The sequence below is a fragment of the Paenibacillus sp. O199 genome (genome assembly GCF_001636635.1).
Taxonomy (GTDB): Bacteria; Bacillota; Bacilli; order Paenibacillales; family Paenibacillaceae; genus Paenibacillus; species Paenibacillus marchantiae.
Map to the genome: position 1 here is coordinate 99,592 of NZ_LGRP01000005.1, position 17,873 is coordinate 117,464.

Genomic DNA, 17,873 nt, shown 5'->3' on the forward strand with positions numbered 1-17,873 from the left:
GTCGTAAATAATCGGCAACAAAATTGATTATACCCGGTTCATGTTTAAAAGTAAAGCATTTTTCTTAATATCATTTTAACTGCGCTTTTCCTTCCATAAATCGTATAATCTCGTCATTTTCTCCTACGAAGTACATATGATTAAATTTAATCTCGTTTGTATACCCGATTAGGCCGATCACTCTACTTTATTTGTATTACCATCCTTCACATCCTCTTAGTATAAAGTAACTCATAGAGTTATATAAAATAACACTAAATAGATTTAATATTCAAAAAAAAAAAGAAACTATTGACAAAAACCGGATATTTATGTGAATATATATATCATATAATTCGGATTTACAAACATAAAGCGAACCAAAAAGGAGTATAAATGTTATTTAACATAACATTTAACATAACATTTAACGAACGTAGGAGGCGAAAGATTGTGAACCGTGGGAATAAGCTGCTCGATTATGTCAAACTGCTTGATTCCTCTATCCAGGTCGGAGGGTTCACCCATTCCTTCGGTATGGATGTCCATATCGCTGAAGGTACCATTCGTAGTGTTGAAGATCTCGAATCATTCATGCGCTGTCAATTGCATCCCAGCATCGTGCGTCTGGAAGGTATGGCGATTAAAGGCATATACACCGCCGCAGATCACAAGGACGCATGGCGTACAGCCCTCATCGACAAACTCGTTCACGTCCAGCGCACCCCAGTCAATCTTAGAGAACATGCCTCCATTATGGGCAAACGACTAATTAAGCTAGCTCGCGCACTACACCCCTGGATTGATTTTAGCCATCTCGAACAAACGCTGGCTAAGTATGAATCTGTTGGCTGTCTCCCCACTGTTCACGCCTGGATTAACCACCACCTCGAAATCCCTGTCGAGGAGGCAGTCCTTGGTTATCTGCATTCAGCCATGAGTGCCTGCATAACCGAAGCCTCCAAAGTGATTCCCCTTAACACCGATACAACCCAGGACCTGCTGGTTCGCCTGGCCGCAGACCTGGAGCATGAATGGCATACCGTCAGCGCCTCCGCTGCGGATGGACCGGTACAACCGACCTCATTGTCCATGAAAACGTTGTTTCCAAGCTTTCACATGCTTGGAGCAGGGCTTCACGCATACAGAGCCTAATTCCCATCCCCTTTTTCTTCACACAACCCACCTCCTCACACAGTAAAATATAAAAAAACACGCCGCAACCTCATTGCTGGCGTGTTTTTTATGTCATTTATTTTGTCTATTTAACGCATTTACGCCATTTAACACATTAAAATACACTTATTTCCGTCTTTTTTAATTGTTAGATGACGCAAATGCGTATATAATAAAACATACAGCTCGCATATCTATATATTTTACACCAAGAATAACCAGCTGAACACTACATTCCAACGAGGGGTGAACCCTTTTGAACAAAAAGAAACCTGTGACTCCTTTCGGATGGGCCATTAAACGACGACTAACCGAACTCCAGGTCGACCAAAAGACATTTTGTGAACAGTATGGCATTCCGCCATATCGTCTGTCCAATCTCATTCACGGTACCCGCAAAGCAACCCGGTTCAGGAACCAGGTCGCAGACATCTTGGAAATTCCAGATGATTTAAGATAAGATTTCTGCCAAGGAGGAGCTCATTTCATGAGATACTTAATATCCGATCTGGAGAGATTATCGTTCCAGTCCATTCAACACCAACTTATCATCGTCGATCACAACTGGATCATTCGAAGCTGCAACACCGCTTGGCAACATGGACTTGGGCAACTGCTTCCCAAACAGAGCGTAACAAGCCCCTCCAGAACAGCACCTGAACCGCCTCATTACCTTCATCTTGTAGAGGGGTGGACATTACGCGAGGAGAAAGCAAAAAATGCGAAGATTGTTCAGGAGTTGAAAAGTATCACTGCACCTTTTAAAGACAGTTATACATACGATATCTCCGTTCAAACTGCTCACAGCGAACAGCGATGGTTCCGTATGGAACTCACCCCATTGATTCAGGCCGACCCATCCCTGCTGTCTGATCTTGCACTGATTGCACACACGGATGTTACCGAACAGAAACAGACAGAACGCCAATTGAAGAAGGCTCTGTCTGAAGTGCGCACTTTGCGTGGACTGCTTCCCATCTGCGCTGTCTGCAAACAGATTAAGGATGAACAGGACAGCTGGAACTCTGTTGAAAGTTATTTGGAGAAGCACACCCATGCCGAATTCACTCATGATATCTGCCCGGATTGCATCCGAAGACTATATCCGAAGTACTCCAACATTCTGGACAAGCGCTCCTGAACTCTTCCTACGCCATGAACCTTAGCTACACAGACAGATGGTGCTCAAACTGCGACATATCCAGCTCTCGCGGTGCTCCTTGCAGTGCAATTACCCCTTTGTCCATTACATAGATATAATCTGCAGCACCGCGTACAAAATCAATGCTTTGCTCCACCAGCAAGATGGAGATCTCACCCTTTGCCTTAATTTGCAAAATAACCTGCCGGATGTCCTCTACGATGGAAGGCTGAATACCTTCTGTCGGTTCATCCAGAAGCAATAATCCAGGCCGAGAAGCCAGCGCGCGGGCAAATGCCAACTGCTGTTGCTGCCCACCACTCAAATCACCACCCTGCCGCCCATACATCGTGGCAAGCACCGGAAACATCGCTAGCACATCCTCTGGGAACGTCTTCACCCCTGCAGCACTCGTCTCCAGACCCAGCAACAGATTTTCTTTTACCGTAAGCTGCGGGAATATTTCCCGCCCCTGCGGCACATATCCAATCCCCGACCTGGCCCGTTTGGCCGGATCGTGGGTGGATAATTCCTGACCTTTCCACTGAATACTTCCCTTGCGCGTTTTAAGAAGCCCCATCAACGTCTTCATCAAGGTGGTTTTCCCCACACCATTACGTCCCATCAGACATACTACCTGACCTGGCTCGACATCCAGATTCACACCGCGCAGCACATTACTTTCCCCATAGCCGGACTCAATTCGTTGCAGCGACAGCACGGTCATCCCTCCTTTTGCCCAGGTACACTTCAGCCACTCTCGGATCTTCCTGCACTTCCGCCATCGTACCTTCCTTAAGAAGTTTGCCTTCATGCATCACCGTCACTTTGGCTGCATACTCGCGGACGAATTCCATATCATGCTCCACTACCACAACAGACCTTTCTCGCGCAATCTCCTGCAGTAGGCGACCCGTCTTGTGTGTTTCTTCGTCCGTCATCCCCGCTGCCGGTTCATCCAGCAGCAATACACGGGGTTCCTGCAGCAGCAGCATGCCAATCTCAAGCCACTGCTTTTCCCCATGTGATAGAGCACCTGCACGTGCGTCCACACGATCCTGCAGACCAATCTGGAGCGTAATCCGCTCCATTGCCGGACTTATTTTTGAATACCGTTGAATACCCAGAGCCTGTAAAGGAGAACGACGAGTCTCCGCAGCCAGCGTCAGGTTCTCCTGCACGGTCAGACCAGCAAAGATCGATGGAGCCTGGAACTTGCGCCCTACCCCTTTTCGAACAATCTGGTGCTCCTTCAGACGTGTCAGATCCGTACCATCCGCCATCTGCACTGTACCGGACAAGGGCTTTGTTTTGCCGCAAATCACATCCAGCATCGTTGTTTTCCCCGCACCATTGGGGCCGATCAGAAAATGCAGATCATGTTCATGCAGCTTCAGATTCATACCTTTGACCGCAACAAAACCGCCAAATGCCACCGTAATTTCCTCGGCGACTAGAACTACCGGAACGTCAGTAGACTTTTGGTTTTTCCTGATTGACTGGAACATGCACAACCTCTCCTCTCCGTTTCAGCAAGCGCACCACATGACGATATACACCAACAAGTCCATTCGGCATGAACAAGACCACTGTTACAAAGAGCCCACCAATGACAAACAACCAACCTTCCGGATAAGCTTCACTGATGCCCGTTTTGGCTGCGTTCAGTACCACAGCTCCGATTACCGCACCAATCAGCGTCCCACGCCCGCCCAAGGCAACCCATAATACCATTTCAATTGATGGCACGATCCCCATCATGGAAGGTGAGATGATCCCTACCTGGAGCACAAATAACATACCTGCGACTCCCGCCAACGCTCCGGAAAGGGCGAAAGCCAGCGTCTTGAACCCTGCCGGGTCATAGCCAAGAAAGCGAACCCGATTCTCCCCATCCCGCGCAGCTTCAAGCACCTGACCAAACCTGCTGTTCACAACCCGGCGACAAAGCAGGTAGGCGAGCACCAGAACGGCAAGCGTTATATAGTAGAGAGCAATCGTTGTCCCTGCCGAATGAAGGGTAAAACCAAAGATCGCGTTATATCCCGTTATACCATTGGTCCCTCCCGTCCATTCCTGTTTGCCCACAAATAACGTTACGGTAATGAGGACTAACGCTTGGGTCAGGATTGTAAAATACACACCGGTGATCCGGTTACGGAACGTGAACCACCCCAGGGCAAAGGCCAGCAATGCCGGAAGGGCAATGCCCAGCAATAGCGCCACTGGGAATGACCTGAACGGCTCCCAGAACCACGGCAGACCACTAAGACCACTCCATCCCATAAAGTCTGGAAGTGTTGTACCGCTGGCTTGCAGCTTCAGATACATCGCCATGGCGTACCCACCAAGTCCGAAGAATACACCATGGCCCAGACTAAGCACCCCTCCATATCCCCAGATCAAATCCAGACCGATCGCCAGAATGGCCAGTGCCAGGAATTTCGCCAATAGACTAAGCCGGAATTCCGTGGAAATGAGTGGAGCCAGACACATCATGATCAGGACAACCGCCCAGATGATCTTCATTTTCAGACTACCCGTCTTGAGAAGTGCCGACATCATATAACCCCCTTCTTCGCATTAATCCAGACTCCGAGTCCGTATGGCAACGAGCCCACGCGGCTTCCATTGCAGAAAAGCTACTATACAGACAAATACCAGCACCTTACCGATAGAGGCTGAGGTATACGTTTCAAATAACGTATTGAACATGCCAATTCCAAGCGCACCACACACGGTTCCCACCAGTTTCCCCACACCGCCCAGTACAACCACCATGAACGCATCTACGATATAATACGTCCCCAGCGAAGGGCCAATCGGGCCAATGAGTGTCAATGCACATCCAGCGATGCCGGCAATGCCCGAACCAATCGCAAAGGTCATGCCATCCACCCGTCTGGTGGAAATCCCGAGACAGCCCGCCATGCTTCGATTTTGCATCACGGCCCTCATCCGTCTCCCGGAAGAAGTCCGATAGATGTACAGATACATGCACAGCAGTACAACAGAAACCAGCGCGATAATGAAAAGACGTTTATACGGAAACACAATACCGTCCGCGATGGTCAGACCTCCGTTGAGCCAAGCCGGACTGGATACCCCTACATTTGGCGCCCCAAATATCGTTCGGGCCAATTGTTGCAGCATCATACCTACGCCCCATGTAGCAAGCAGACTGTCGAGCGGCCTCCCATACAGATGCCTGATCAGCACCACTTCCAGCAACCAGCCTATAAGAGCCGCCGCACCAAAGGCGATAGGCAGAGCCACAATAAAGTAGACATCGAACCACGCTTGCGGAGCATACGAAATGAACAGGTTTTGCGTCACATATGTAGCGTAAGCGCCGATCATGATCAATTCACCATGAGCCATGTTAATGACATTCATCAATCCAAATGTAACCGCGAGTCCCAATGCAATCAGCAGCAAGATGGAGCTGATGCTTAACCCATTGAACATTTGCAGGACAAACATATCCATCGCCTTTCCCTCCTCATGCTGTGAACATCTGAAATTTTATACAAGACATCAATTTACGTTTCGCATCAACGCTTTACCGTGATGTTGTAAGAGGGTGTGTTGTCTCACCCTCGTCTGTTATTCAGCAGTTCTGACGTGAGATGCCCATGCTATTTGGTACTAAGGGAAGCGCCCCAATCGTACGTTTTCAGATACGGATCAGGTTTGACGGGTGCTCCGGAGTTCCACAATTCCTTGAACTGTCCATCTTCCTGCACTTCACCAATCCGCACCGTTTTGTAGATATGCTGGTTCTCTCCATCCACCGTCACTTTTCCTTCCGGCGCATCGAATTCCAGACCTTTGGCTGCCTCCTTCACTTTTTCAACATCAGTTGATCCGGCTTTTTCCACGGCTGCTTTCCACAGATAAACGGCCACATATCCCGCTTCAATCGGATCGGCCGTCACCCGGTCAGCTCCATATTTTTCTTTATATTTCTCTACAAATGTTTTATTTTCAGGTGTATCTGTCGTTTGATAATAGTTCCACGAAGCCAAATGCCCTTTCAGCACATCCGCACCAATCCCCCGAATTTCTTCCTCCGCCACACTCACTGACAGAGTTGTCAACTGTTCCGAAGAGATCCCGGCATCCTTTAATTGTTTGAAAAAGGCGACATTGCTGTCTCCATTCAGCGTGTTGTATACAATATCCGGCTTGGCAGCCTTGATTTTGCTGATAATCGTACTGTAATCCGTATGTCCCAGCGGTGTATATTCTTCGCCTACGACTTCGCCACCCTCAGCTGCAAGCTGAGCTTTGATGACCTGATTGGCCGTTTTTGGGAAAACATAATCGGAACCAAGCAGATAAAACTTCTTGCCCCTGTTCTCCAGCAACCAGGTTACGGATGGAACGATCTGCTGATTCGTTGTGGCTCCTGTATAAAAAATGTTGGGGGACGATTCCAATCCTTCATATTGCACCGGGTAAAACAACAGACCCTTGTTCTGTTCAAACACTGGCAGCATCGCTTTCCTACTCGCAGAGGTCCATCCACCGAATACAGCGGCTACTTTATCCTGCTGCAGCAACTTTCCAGCCTTCTCCGCAAATGTAGGCCAATCGGAAGCACCGTCCTCGACCACAGGCTCGATCTGTTTACCCAGAACTCCGCCCGCTGCATTGATCTCTTCAATGGCAAGCATCTCCGCATCCTTAACCGACACTTCACTGATTGCCATCGTTCCACTTAGGGAGTGAAGAACACCTACCTTAATCGGTTCTCCGGACGAAGTTGATTCTCCCGCCCCACTGGAGCCCGATGCCTCCGGTGGCGTTCCACCCTCCACACATCCTGTCAACGCAATGACTGCACCGAGCAAAACACTCCATAACTTGACCGTCCTCTTCTTCAATAGCCTACACTCCCTTTTTTTAGTCTATTGACGAACATTAAGGTCATAAATGTCCGAAATGTTCGTTGATCCAAATTATGGAGGGTCACACTCACCGTGTCAATAATGCTTACACAATTTTATTTTATGCATACTCATTTCATGCATACTGCTAATATAATTGGAACCATATTGACAAAGGGTCCACCCTGTGTGAGTATATTTAACATATAACATGATCCATGACGACATAGACTATCTAAGGGAAAGGTCGGATTACCTTGCACTGGACTGAGCAGGAAAAAGAAAAACTCCTGATTACCGTGGCTGCTAACCTCGCCCGCGAACGCAGAGGACGTGGACTTAAACTGAATGTTCCTGAAGCTATCGCATTGTTGACCTCCGAACTCATGGAACGTGCACGCGATGGGATGAGTGTTGCAGAGTTGATGAGATACGGCGGCACGATCCTGACACGCGAAGACTGCATGGAAGGTGTATCCGATATGATTCCTGAGGTACAGGTGGAAGCCACTTTTCCTGACGGAACAAAACTGGTCACTGTCCACGAACCTATACGCTGAGAAAGGCAGGAGAACTCCATGATCCCAGGTGAATATCGCTTAAAACAGGATGATGAGATCGTCTGTCATCCCGATCGCTTAACCGTGCGTCTGATTGTACTAAACCGCGGCGACCGTCCCGTTCAGGTCGGTTCTCACGTTCACTTCTATGAAGTCAATGCTGCGCTGGACTTTGATCGCCTTTCCGCTTTTGGGCACCGTCTGCATATTCCGGCAGGCACCGCTGTTCGTTTTGAACCTGGTGAAGAAAAACCAGTCGAACTCACCACATTCGGTGGCAAACGTCAGATTTATGGATTTAACGGATTAACCGAAGGATCGGCAGATCAGCCACCTGATCCACAGAAACTAGAAACATTTCTGAAGACATTTGCACCCCCTATGCAGGACGGAGGGGACCCTTTATGAAACGAATGAGCCGCGAACAATACGCGTCCATGTTCGGGCCTACAACCGGGGATGCCGTCAGATTGGCGGATACGGAACTATGGGCGGAGATTGAGCATGATTACGCTGTCTATGGGGATGAAAGCAAATTCGGTGGCGGTAAGGTTATTCGTGACGGGATGGGTCAGTCCACATCTGCCCTTCGCAGTGATGGCACACCTGATACCGTCATTACCAACGCCGTCATCATCGATCATTGGGGGATTGTCAAAGCGGACATCGGTATTCGCGATGGCCTCATCTGCGCAATCGGCAAATCCGGCAACCCGGATACGATGGATGGAGTCGATCCCGCGCTGGTTATTGGCGCATCGACCGAAATCATTGCCGGAGAAGGCATGATTGTGACCGCTGGAGGCATTGATACCCATATTCATTTTATTTGTCCACAACAGATTCAAACGGCATTATCTTCAGGAGTAACAACCATGATCGGCGGCGGTACAGGACCTGCAACTGGCACCAAAGCCACCACCTGTACACCCGGAGCCTGGCACATTCACCGGATGCTGGAGTCCGCAGAGGCATTTCCCATGAATATCGGTTATCTAGGTAAAGGCAATAGTTCCAGCACCGCTCCATTAATTGAACAGATTGAAGCCGGTGTCATTGGACTGAAGCTGCATGAAGATTGGGGCACAACGCCAAGCGCTATCGATGCCTGTCTGACCGCAGCCGGAGAACATGATGTTCAAGTAGCCATTCATACCGATACGCTGAACGAGACCGGATTTCTCGAAAATACACTGGCGGCCATTAACGGACGCACAATCCACACCTACCATACAGAAGGTGCTGGCGGCGGACACGCGCCGGATATTATTCGCGCTGCCGGAGAGTCTTACGTCATCCCCTCTTCGACCAACCCAACACGTCCTTACACACGCAATACCGTAGAAGAACATCTTGATATGCTGATGGTTTGTCACCATCTGGACCCGTCTATCCCTGAAGACGTTGCTTTTGCTGATTCACGTATTCGTCCCGAAACGATCGCGGCCGAAGACATTTTGCATGATCTTGGTGTATTCAGCATCATCAGTTCCGATTCGCAAGCAATGGGCCGGGTTGGCGAAGTCATTATTCGCACCTGGCAAACTGCCGACAAGATGAAAAAGCAGCGAGGCAAACTTGAACTGACCTCAGGCTCCCCGTCCGATAATGATCGGATCAAAAGGTATGTCGCCAAATATACGATCAATCCAGCTATCGCTCACGGCATAGGCCATCTCGTCGGTTCCGTGGAGGTTGGCAAGTTGGCAGACCTGATCGTTTGGAAACCAGCTTATTTTGGTGTTAAACCTGAGATGGTTATCAAGGGCGGTATGATCACTTTCGCCCAGATGGGTGACCCCAACGCATCGATCCCTACGCCGCAGCCCGTATTTGGCAGACCGATGTTCGGTGCTTACGGCGGTGCACTTGCCAAAGGGTCGATCACTTTTGTCTCCCAAGCCGCAGCAGATGCAGGAATCAAGGAGGAGCTAGGTTTGAACAAGCGCGTGGAACCCGTCAAAGGCTGCCGATCAGTGAGCAAAAAGGATATGATCCATAACGATGTCACACCCGTCATTGAAGTTGATCCCGAAACCTATGAGGTACGGGCTGATGGCGAGCTTCTCACCTGTGAGCCCGCAGACGAATTACCGATGGCACAACGCTATTTCATGTTTTGACAAAGGGGGACACGCATGATGATGCACAGCGGCACGAAGTTACTCCGTTATGTTCAACTACTGGATTCGGCCTTGCCCATTGGCGGGTTCTCCCACTCGTTCGGTCTGGAGGCATACACTCATGACGGTAGAATACGGACCACCGCCCAGCTTGAACAATTCATTCGCGGCCAGCTTCATTCCAGCCTCGTACGGCTCGATGGTCTTGCCATCAAGGGTGTCTACCAAGCCATTGAGCAACAGGATGCAGCCCTTCTAGCCCTTTACGACAAACGTGTACACGCCCAGCGAACCCCCAGGGAACTACGGGAAAGTGGGCACAAGATGGGTAAGCGATTACTCAAACTCGCGAGATCACTATATCCGTGGATGGACTTTTCTCTAATCGATGAAGCCGTACAGGAACACGGTGCATTTTGCGGCATTACAACCATTCACGGCTACATCAATTATCAGCTGGAAATTGGACTGGACGAAGCCGTCACCGGACATCTGTACACCTCAGTTAATGCTTATGTAAATAGCGCTCTGCGTCTTCTGCCCATCGGGCAAACCGAAGCACAGATGCTTATCCAAAAACTTTTGAATGATATTGATTCTGAATGGTCTCAAATTCGGGATAACGACCCGGAAGACATGCACAGCTTCGGTATTGCCCAGGAAATCTATGCTATGCGGCACGAGAGCCTGCCAGCCCGTCTGTTTATGTCCTAACTACAATAATTCAAAACCAAGGAGGAATTTGTTATGTGTGGAGGAGCTAATCATACGCATCATGCGGAATGGGAACGTAAGGTATTTGATCGGAGTCGCCCGATGCGAATCGGAATCGGTGGGCCGGTAGGTTCAGGAAAAACGGCCCTAGTAGAGAAGCTGTCCAAGGCACTGCGTACACGCTACAGCCTGGCCGTTATTACCAATGATATTTACACAAAGGAAGATGCCGAGATTTTGCTGCGTCAGAATGCGCTCGCGCCGGAACGTATTATCGGTGTAGAAACAGGAGGATGCCCACATACAGCTATTCGCGAGGATGCTTCAATGAATTTTGAAGCCGTTGATGAGTTGATTGAACGCTTCCCGGACTTGCAACTGATCTTTATCGAAAGCGGCGGCGACAATCTCTCTGCTGCATTCAGCCCTGAACTGGCGGACGTATTCATTTACATTATTGATGTGGCTCAAGGGGAAAAACTGCCTCGCAAAGGCGGTCCAGGTATTACACGTTCTGACCTGCTACTGATTAATAAGACCGACCTCGCCCCTTATGTTGGCGCAAGTCTGCAAGTGATGAAGGATGATACTGAACGGGTACGCGAAGGACGGCCTTATGTGATGTCGAACCTGATGAGTGGTGAAGGGGTATCCGAAATCGTCCATTGGCTTGAACATCAATATATGGATGACGATGCTTCCGCTGCGCATCTGCATACCCACACTCATGAGCACGGAACGACTCACAGCCACTAATCCTTCTTCCTCTTCACATGGAGTTGAACATGGACCGAACCGCAGTACCGGAGAGGCCGTGATACGCCGCAGCGAGCTTCGGGCCACTTTCGCCCTCCAAGGCGGGCGCACCGTCATGACCGATCGGTATTATAGCGCCCCTCTGCGGTTCAGTCGATCCTTTCGACCTCCGGGTGGCGGAGATGAATTATGTGTATACACCTCAGACGTCTCTCCAGGCGTGCTGAACGGTGATCATTATCGATCCGAATGGCAATTGGGCCAGAACACTCACTTAATGCTAAGCAGTACATCAGCCACGAGGCTTCATCCAACACCTACTGTTCCGTCATCTGTGAACCATCACTTTCGACTGGAGCAAGGAGCGGTGCTGGAGTACTTCCCTGAATGCGTTATCCCGTTTAAAGGCAGCTCATCATCACTCACCACGACCTTTGAGCTGGGTGAACAAGCAATACTTGCGTATGCTGATATCTGGTCCGCTGGACGGATTCATCGGGGAGAAGTCTTTCAGTTCAAGCGATATCGCAGTCTGACAGAAATCTGGCAAGGGAAGCAATTGGCCGTATGGGATCGCTTCGGACTCGAACCAGAGTCGGACGATCCAAAATCATCCGCAGCGTTGTTAAACTATACCCATACTGCAGCTTTATGGATGATTGCCCCCGGATTGGGCGCAGCACAGTTGGAGTCCGTACGGTCCATCCTTCCCCCAGATGGTCGCATGCTTGCCGGGGCTAGTTTGCTCGCTACAGGCGGGATTGGTGTTCGTTTGCTCGGAATGGCTGCTTGGGAACTTCAGGAGCAATGCCTTCAGATCTGGAACACCCTTCGCTCCGATCTTTTGGGTAAACCTAGCCTCACATTCCGCAAGTGAAGGCTACACGTCTATCAGACTAACAACTTTCGGAATCGCATGTTCATGTTGCAACGAGTTTCAAAGAAAAAAACCTCTGGACCACTCTCCGACGGGTTTCGGAAGTGTTCAGAGGTTTTTTTATATACGCAGATAATCCAGTCAAGTCGTAGCTTCCACTAACTTGTACTACAACAGATCGTCTCCTTTGGGCTTATCTTCTCCCTTGTAACGAAAGTCGCCTGAATCTCTGCTTTCCTTGGATTTGCGATAACGGGTAAATTCAATATATTCACTGATAAAAGACTGTTCCACAGTCGATAATTCGCTTTCTTGGCAATTCAATTGCCGCAACACGTCAAAAAAATAATCCTCCCGTTTTTCCCGTACCATCGCCTCCTTGGATGGACGCCCAATCATGAGCCAATCAAGGCTCACATCAAAAAACGAAGCAATCTCAATTAGTTTATTCGTACTCGGAATAGATTTACCGCGTTTCCAGTCACCCAGATTGCCCGTGCTGATCTTCAGCTGTTGGCAGAAAGCCTTCTTGGTCATTCCTCGTTCGGCAATCAGGTGTTCAATTCGCTCATAGATCGACTGCATACAGAACCGCCTTCCAACCGTAATAATCAATACATGTACCTAAATTATACCACAACCTTCCTGAATCCTCAGCCTTTTAATCCCAGGAATACGTTCTGGTATTTCTCATAACACAAAGATAGACTCCCATGAATAATCATGAGAGTCTATCTTATAACGTTTGTTACTGTGATGCGGTCGAGAGGACTCGAACCTCCACGGGTATACACCCACTACCCCCTCAAGATAGCGTGTCTGCCATTCCACCACGACCGCATATTCAATTGTAAAAATGGTGAGCCATGAAGGGCTCGAACCTTCGACACCCTGATTAAAAGTCAGGTGCTCTACCAACTGAGCTAATGGCTCTTGCTGTAACTTCACCGAATGTGTGTGTGCCATGCGTAACTCTTTTGTATAGGAGCTATGACTTTTTGAGGATTCCTCATCAGGATTGTACATCCCTGAGGTGGTGAAGATAATGACCCGTAGGGGATTCGAACCCCTGTTACCTCCGTGAAAGGGAGGTGTCTTAACCCCTTGACCAACGGGCCTTGTAAACAAGTTGTCTTTCTTGGCGACAAGAATGAGTATATCATAGGCCAACTTAAATGTGCAACACTTTTTTTCAAACTTTTTTTATGCACTCCTTTTCCCCTTCTCCATGAGGTCAAGAGCGTTGCTCACGCCTGAAATGTCTTTCACAAATTTATCATCGTAATCTTCGCATTTTGTTAAATTAATATCAAAAAACTTAAATACACTTACATTCACTTATAATATTGCAAATATCATTATTAGTACTTATAATTAACCTATCAGTTATATACACGGTCAGCTACGTATAAGGAGGCGGCACGTTTGTTTCAGGAAGAACGAATGCAGCTGATTATTGAACATTTGCGTAAACACAATCGCATCTCAGCTGATGATATTGTATCCCTCTTTGACGTTTCCCGGGACACAGCACGAAGGGATCTGATCAAACTCGAAGAACAGGATGCCATTATCCGAACGCGCGGCGGTGCAATTCTCCCCGTTCCACCAGACGAGCACCGATCCTATAAAGATCGTTTGCTCCACATTTCCAATGAAAAAAGAGCTATTGGCAAGCTAGCCGCTGCTATCGTCCGCCAAGGCGAACACATTATTCTGGATTCTTCCACTACAGTGCAGACTTGTGCCGAAAATCTAAATGGCAAGTCCTGTACTGTCATCACCAATTCCATTTATTCGGCTGATCTTCTCTCCAATCATACTGCTGTCGAGATTCGTTTGCTGGGCGGCAAAGTCGATAAGGAGCAACGTTATGTCTATGGTACTTCAGTGATTGAAACTCTTTCCCATTATTATGTAGACAAAGCCTTTATCGGCATTGGCGGAATTACGATGGATGGCTTCAGTGCCTCTGAAGAAGAAGGAAAGATCAAGCACAAAATGATGCAGGCTGCAAAACAGGTTATTGTACTCGCTGACCATTCCAAGTTTGATAAGCGTTATGGTTATCGTTTTGCGGACTGGTCACTCGTTGATATGTTAATTACAGATCAATGGCCTTCCCAAGATTGGCGGACTTTTCTAGCCGAGCAACAAGTCGAGATTCTCATTCCTGAACCTACAATTGAAAAGGAGTTGTAACATATGAAATTATTTGCTACCGATTTAGATGGAACCCTATTGAACAGAGATAGTCAGATCAGCCCGGAAAACGCAGCTGCAATCCATAAGGCGCAACAAGAAGGATTGAAGATTACGATTGCTACAGGTCGGGTCTATTCCGACGTATTAACTATAAGCAGCGAAGGCGGAATTAACACACCAGTCATCGGCTCCAACGGAGCTACCATCCACGATGCCAACGGTGAACGCCTATTCCATCTTCCACTTGAGCGTGAAACGGCCGCATCCGTCATGCAGTGGCTGGAAGATCATCATTGCTACTACGAGGCCTCCACACAACAGGGTATTTACGCTCCTATAAGCAGCCACGAGGCGATGCTCGCTGAGATGGATCGCATCCTGGGTTCGAGTCCTGGGGAGGATATTGAACGCCTTATTCGAGCTGTTAAGAAGCACTATGACAAGAAAGACTATCACCGCGTAAACTCCCATCAGGAAATCCCTTCCGAAGCTTACATTTACAATATTATGGCCTTTTCAATGGATCCGGCTCAATTGCAGCAGGGACGCGAATACTTTGCTTCTCGCTCCGATGTAGCCATGGTGGTGTCCTCTGAACACAACTTTGAAATGCAGCATCCTGATGTATCCAAAGGTAACGCCTTAAGCAAACTGGCAGCTCATCTGAACATTTCCATGGAAGATACAGCAGCCATTGGTGATAACTTCAACGATGTATCCATGCTGAAAATGGCAGGACTCGGTATTGCCATGGGCAATGCTGAACCGGAGATTAAGGCGCTTGCCAAGGCTATCTCTTTGACCAATGTGGAGCATGGTGTCGCACATGCCATTCAGTGTGTTCTTGAAGGCAAGCCCGTTTCCCGGCCGGAGACCGTCGTTGAAGGCGGTCAGTAATCGATTGTCGTGATAGCTCGGCATTGCGCGACATAACGAACCAGCGATAGCCTGGGCTCACCTCATATCAACGGATCGAACGTGAGGCACATCCTGTAATAAAACAATTAATTGCTCGGCCCTATATGATCCAGGCAGTTGCAGAGTGAATTCAAGTACAGTCTCCTCCCCGGAGTCTGTGCTTATTTGCTGTTCTGTTTTGAACCCAACCACCGAGATTTTCTCCTGTCCAAGCAAAGCCAAAACGGTTTTGAGGGTGTCCCCTTCCTTTAGCAGTCGAATGGTCAGCGTCTCTGTTCTCGCGGACACCAACCAGCGTGTCGGCCGATGCAGCAGCATCTGTGCCACTACAATAAGCAGCGTTACCCCAGCCCCAGTCCAATACAATCCCGAACCCACAGCCAGTCCCATTCCTGCAGTCGCCCAGATTCCCGCCGCTGTCGTCAATCCCCGGACCGTGTGGCGCTGTGTGAAGATCATCCCGGCTCCAATGAAGCCAACCCCACTGACCACCTGTGCGGCAATCCTGGATGGGTCAAGCGAGAGATTCGCCCAGCCTGCCTGATCCTGAAAGCCATACTTAGATACAATCATCATCAATGCTGCACCCACCGCAACAACAAAGTGTGTACGTATCCCCGCTTCCTTCATTCGGTTCTTGCGCTCATATCCGATCAACACGCCGCATATGCCAGCTATGAGTACACGCATTAAGTATTCCATTTCCATGTTCATCACCTCTCTTATGTATATGCTTACATGTATCTTTCTTTACTATTTACCCAATCCCTGCCTAATAAAATAGCCAAATTCAATGATTCCCCCGATGAAATCATAATGAAGTCTCATATAGACAGAAAGAAGCAGCACCCCAACTGGCCCCACTTCATATATTCTGGATTACTTATTGATTGTCTATGCTATTTCAATCCACACATCACTTCTCTGCCCGAAAACTCTCCCCATACCTTTCTCCAAGTCCATAATAGTGTCGGAAATTATAAATTAAAGGGTTCCACTTCTCTGGGTTAATCTTGTTCAAACCTGCAATCAGTCGGGTATGTGCGTGTACCTTCAACGCTTTCACTTCCACAATCGCCATGAAAGGTGTATGTTCGGGAATACGAATGTGTTGTACCTCGGCTTCAATCTGGAGCGGACATTCCTCTATTTTATCCGGCTCAACCTGAACTGAACTTTGGGGTGTCAGTCCAGAGACGGCAAATTTATCATCGCAAAACTCAAATCCCATCCTCCTTTTCTCCTCAGGAACGGGATATATTCCGGTATAACGCCCCAGTCCCTCAACCTGCTCCCACATGGATGCATCCGGCAGATTAATCACACATTCGGGATGACGACTCAGGTTCTCAAAAGCTTTGCCCTGAATACCGACTCCAAGTACCAAGCAGTCTCCAAGTGCCCATGATGAAGAAAGGGGCGACAAGTTTGTCGTTCCATCTTCATTTAACGTGCTCAGCAGCAATACCGGTGTGCCATAGTACAAAATACTTGGAGTTATCACCTCGTGCTGTATCAATTCGCTGGTCCAGCCCCGTTGATGCTCTGATCCAAACTCTTCTTGCGTTCTATCATTGGTATACATTGTTTCTTCCTCCATTCTTCAATCCATCCCTTCCATCTCTTAGGTTGTAATTCATGCATGATTGAATTGTATTACACCAATAGTTAAGGTATCATCGAAGTATGAATACCTATCCGAATATTTCAGTGATTGCATCGTTAATTGCTGATCCCAGTCGTGCTATTTTTTTGGAAGCTTTGTTGGATGGTCTTGCACTTCCTGCAGGTGAACTAGCTTACATGGCGGGTGTTACTCCTCAAACGGCAAGCAGTCATCTCGCCAAGCTGGTCGAAGGCGGGCTGCTCGTCGTTGAACAGCAAGGACGACATCGATACTATCGTCTCGCAGGCAAAGAGGTTGCTTTTCTGATTGAGACGATGGGAAGTATCGCCGCACCAGTACAAGTGAGATCCCTCAAACAGTCCAACCAGCTTCAACATCTAAGCTTTGCTCGAACCTGTTATGGGCATCTTGCCGGAAAATTGGGGATATCGTTGTGTGAAGCTTTATTACGGGAAGGTTATCTCGAAGAACCTGAGGATGAGCAGGCCAAGGATTACCACATTACAGAGAAAGGGATTCAATGGTTCACTTCTTTTGGCATTATGCTTGAAGGGAAAGCCGGATCACGCCGCGCTGTGGCTCGCAAGTGTCTGGATTGGAGTGAACGTCGTCACCATATCTCCGGAGTACTGGGAGACGAACTGGGACGCCGCTTGTCTGAGCTGGACTGGACCCGCCAGAAGGAAGGCAGCCGTTCCGTGGAAGTCACGGAAGCTGGCAAGAAGGGTTTGTACGAGGTATTGGGCATTTCATTATAGGGACGCAATCGGGCATTCTTTTCTTGTACATTGGCAAAATGACGATACATCAAAAATCCCCCTCCTCAGTATCCGTTAAAGGTTACTGAGGAGGGGGATTATGTTTTGTTCAGAACGGAGAGAGAGGGATTCGAACCCTCGCACCGC

General features: G+C 48.5%; 20 protein-coding genes and 3 tRNA genes. 12 read left to right on the forward strand and 11 right to left on the reverse strand.

Annotated features, from left to right (window positions below):
* Positions 1–432 precede the first annotated feature (432 nt).
* From A6049_RS09555 to A6049_RS09565, 3 genes are all read left to right on the forward strand, one after another.
* The gene (locus tag A6049_RS09555; protein WP_063564422.1) at positions 433–1,134 is read left to right on the forward strand and encodes an urease accessory protein UreF; all 702 of its coding nucleotides are present in this window, start codon (positions 433–435) and stop codon (positions 1,132–1,134) included.
* Positions 1,135–1,411: 277 nt separating this feature from the next.
* A complete protein-coding gene (locus A6049_RS09560; RefSeq protein WP_063564423.1) occupies positions 1,412–1,615 on the forward strand; it encodes a hypothetical protein in 204 nt (67 codons plus the stop codon).
* Positions 1,616–1,642: 27 nt separating this feature from the next.
* Positions 1,643–2,296 (forward strand): nitrogen regulation protein NR(II), encoded by a 654-nt coding sequence (locus A6049_RS09565; protein ID WP_063564424.1) that lies wholly within the window; start codon positions 1,643–1,645, stop codon positions 2,294–2,296.
* Between the two features lie 25 nt (positions 2,297–2,321).
* On the opposite strand, the gene urtE is transcribed toward A6049_RS09565, so the two are convergent.
* From urtE to urtA, 5 genes are all read right to left on the reverse strand, one after another.
* The gene (gene urtE, locus A6049_RS09570) at positions 2,322–3,017 is read right to left on the reverse strand and encodes an urea ABC transporter ATP-binding subunit UrtE (RefSeq protein ID WP_063564425.1); all 696 of its coding nucleotides are present in this window, start codon (positions 3,015–3,017) and stop codon (positions 2,322–2,324) included.
* Positions 2,995–3,804, reverse strand: coding sequence for an urea ABC transporter ATP-binding protein UrtD (gene urtD, locus A6049_RS09575; protein WP_063564426.1), 810 nt, complete (start codon positions 3,802–3,804; stop codon positions 2,995–2,997). The genes urtE and urtD overlap by 23 nt, the downstream gene beginning before the upstream one ends.
* A complete protein-coding gene (gene urtC / locus A6049_RS09580) occupies positions 3,767–4,861 on the reverse strand; it encodes an urea ABC transporter permease subunit UrtC (RefSeq protein ID WP_063564427.1) in 1,095 nt (364 codons plus the stop codon). The genes urtD and urtC overlap by 38 nt, the downstream gene beginning before the upstream one ends.
* An 18-nt stretch (positions 4,862–4,879) precedes the next feature.
* Positions 4,880–5,785, reverse strand: a complete 906-nt coding sequence (urtB, locus tag A6049_RS09585) for an urea ABC transporter permease subunit UrtB (protein WP_063564428.1) — start codon at positions 5,783–5,785, stop codon at positions 4,880–4,882.
* Positions 5,786–5,934: 149 nt separating this feature from the next.
* Complete coding sequence (urtA, locus tag A6049_RS09590) at positions 5,935–7,185, reverse strand: urea ABC transporter substrate-binding protein (protein WP_063564429.1); 1,251 nt, start codon at positions 7,183–7,185, stop codon at positions 5,935–5,937.
* 260 nt (positions 7,186–7,445) lie between these two features.
* Between urtA and A6049_RS09595 the strand changes: the two genes are divergently transcribed.
* Genes A6049_RS09595 through A6049_RS09620 form a run of 6 tightly spaced genes read left to right on the forward strand, consistent with a single transcriptional unit; the run spans position 7,446 to position 12,218 of the window.
* On the forward strand, positions 7,446–7,748 hold the full coding sequence (locus A6049_RS09595; protein ID WP_063564430.1) for an urease subunit gamma: 303 nt from the start codon (positions 7,446–7,448) through the stop codon (positions 7,746–7,748).
* An 18-nt stretch (positions 7,749–7,766) separates the two neighbouring features.
* Positions 7,767–8,156 (forward strand): urease subunit beta, encoded by a 390-nt coding sequence (locus A6049_RS09600; protein ID WP_063564431.1) that lies wholly within the window; start codon positions 7,767–7,769, stop codon positions 8,154–8,156.
* Positions 8,153–9,871, forward strand: coding sequence for an urease subunit alpha (ureC, locus tag A6049_RS09605; protein WP_063564432.1), 1,719 nt, complete (start codon positions 8,153–8,155; stop codon positions 9,869–9,871). Before A6049_RS09600 ends, ureC begins: the two co-directional genes overlap by 4 nt.
* A 15-nt stretch (positions 9,872–9,886) precedes the next feature.
* Positions 9,887–10,585: an urease accessory protein UreF gene (locus tag A6049_RS09610; protein WP_063564433.1), complete on the forward strand. Its 699-nt coding sequence runs from the start codon at positions 9,887–9,889 to the stop codon at positions 10,583–10,585.
* 33 nt (positions 10,586–10,618) lie between these two features.
* On the forward strand, positions 10,619–11,341 hold the full coding sequence (gene ureG / locus A6049_RS09615) for an urease accessory protein UreG (RefSeq protein ID WP_053781689.1): 723 nt from the start codon (positions 10,619–10,621) through the stop codon (positions 11,339–11,341).
* The gene (locus A6049_RS09620; RefSeq protein ID WP_161490572.1) at positions 11,313–12,218 is read left to right on the forward strand and encodes an urease accessory protein UreD; all 906 of its coding nucleotides are present in this window, start codon (positions 11,313–11,315) and stop codon (positions 12,216–12,218) included. The genes ureG and A6049_RS09620 overlap by 29 nt, the downstream gene beginning before the upstream one ends.
* A 168-nt stretch (positions 12,219–12,386) precedes the next feature.
* On the opposite strand, the gene A6049_RS09625 is transcribed toward A6049_RS09620, so the two are convergent.
* The 4 genes from A6049_RS09625 to A6049_RS09640 form a co-directional block, all read right to left on the reverse strand.
* The gene (locus A6049_RS09625) at positions 12,387–12,803 is read right to left on the reverse strand and encodes a helix-turn-helix domain-containing protein (RefSeq protein ID WP_063564435.1); all 417 of its coding nucleotides are present in this window, start codon (positions 12,801–12,803) and stop codon (positions 12,387–12,389) included.
* Between the two features lie 172 nt (positions 12,804–12,975).
* A tRNA-Leu gene (locus A6049_RS09630) sits at positions 12,976–13,058 on the reverse strand.
* A gap of 17 nt (positions 13,059–13,075) precedes the next feature.
* A tRNA-Lys gene (locus tag A6049_RS09635) sits at positions 13,076–13,151 on the reverse strand.
* A 113-nt stretch (positions 13,152–13,264) separates the two neighbouring features.
* A tRNA-Glu gene (locus A6049_RS09640) sits at positions 13,265–13,336 on the reverse strand.
* 307 nt (positions 13,337–13,643) lie between these two features.
* Between A6049_RS09640 and A6049_RS09645 the strand changes: the two genes are divergently transcribed.
* On the forward strand, positions 13,644–14,420 hold the full coding sequence (locus A6049_RS09645) for a DeoR/GlpR family DNA-binding transcription regulator (RefSeq protein WP_063564436.1): 777 nt from the start codon (positions 13,644–13,646) through the stop codon (positions 14,418–14,420).
* 3 nt (positions 14,421–14,423) lie between these two features.
* Positions 14,424–15,320: a Cof-type HAD-IIB family hydrolase gene (locus tag A6049_RS09650; protein ID WP_063564437.1), complete on the forward strand. Its 897-nt coding sequence runs from the start codon at positions 14,424–14,426 to the stop codon at positions 15,318–15,320.
* A gap of 57 nt (positions 15,321–15,377) precedes the next feature.
* Here the strand turns inward: A6049_RS09650 and A6049_RS09655 are convergent, their stop codons facing one another.
* A complete protein-coding gene (locus A6049_RS09655; protein ID WP_079695276.1) occupies positions 15,378–16,049 on the reverse strand; it encodes an MgtC/SapB family protein in 672 nt (223 codons plus the stop codon).
* A gap of 208 nt (positions 16,050–16,257) precedes the next feature.
* Positions 16,258–16,926, reverse strand: a complete 669-nt coding sequence (locus tag A6049_RS09660) for a flavin reductase family protein (RefSeq protein ID WP_095206034.1) — start codon at positions 16,924–16,926, stop codon at positions 16,258–16,260.
* Positions 16,927–17,027: 101 nt separating this feature from the next.
* Between A6049_RS09660 and A6049_RS09665 the strand changes: the two genes are divergently transcribed.
* Positions 17,028–17,726 (forward strand): ArsR/SmtB family transcription factor, encoded by a 699-nt coding sequence (locus A6049_RS09665; protein ID WP_063564439.1) that lies wholly within the window; start codon positions 17,028–17,030, stop codon positions 17,724–17,726.
* The last annotated feature ends 147 nt before the right edge of the window (positions 17,727–17,873 follow it).